1 protein-coding gene is annotated in these 631 nt (G+C 46.3%); it reads left to right on the plus strand.

Annotation, left to right across the window (positions count from 1 at the left end):
- Nucleotides 1-127 precede the first annotated feature (127 nt).
- Nucleotides 128-565: an IS200/IS605 family transposase gene (gene tnpA / locus ACJ8J4_RS24715; protein WP_033633558.1), complete on the plus strand. Its 438-nt coding sequence runs from the start codon at nucleotides 128-130 to the stop codon at nucleotides 563-565.
- The last annotated feature ends 66 nt before the right edge of the window (nucleotides 566-631 follow it).

The raw sequence follows: 631 nt of genomic DNA on the forward strand, positions 1-631 counted from the left end.
TTTTTGTTGTAAGCCTTAAACCACCTCCTAAGGAGGTGGTGATTGAACCTGTGAGGCTCTAGCCTGAAGGAAACCCATGCCGGAATATTCCAGCTTACTCACCACAAGTAAGAAGGAAATCACCAACATGGGTTTATACAGGAGTTCATCACATGTGTTCTGGCGTTGCAAATACCACCTGGTTTGGACGCCGAAGTATCGATTTAAAATCCTCCGCGACAAGGTGGGCAAAGAGCTCTACCGAACAATTTATATCCTCTGCAACATGAAGGACTGTGAAGTTCTTGAGCTAAATATTCAGCCAGATCATGTGCATCTGGTCGTGATAGTCCCCCCGAAGCTATCGATTTCGACGTTGATGGGCGTCCTGAAAGGACGCAGTGCAATCCGGCTTTACAATCGTTTCCCACATATACGAAAGAAGTTGTGGGGCAATCATTTTTGGGCAAGGGGATACTTTGTCGATACGGTAGGAGTAAACGAAGAAATCATCAGGCGATACGTGAAGTATCAGGATAAGAAGGACCAAGAGATCGAACAGCAGATGGAGTTGTTGCAGGATTAACTCGAAAATTGCCCCCTTTTAGGGGGCGTCATGTAAAGCCACCTCCTCAGGAGGTGGTCTTTTACT

The sequence above is a fragment of the Serratia sp. CY47280 genome (assembly GCF_052168655.1).
GTDB classification, from domain to species: Bacteria; Pseudomonadota; Gammaproteobacteria; order Enterobacterales; family Enterobacteriaceae; genus Serratia; species Serratia bockelmannii.

Excerpts from the sequence above, each read along its gene's own strand:
- tnpA (WP_033633558.1), top strand. The coding sequence starts at position 128 with ATGGGTTTATACAGGAGTTCATCACATGTGTTCTGGCGTTGCAAATAC.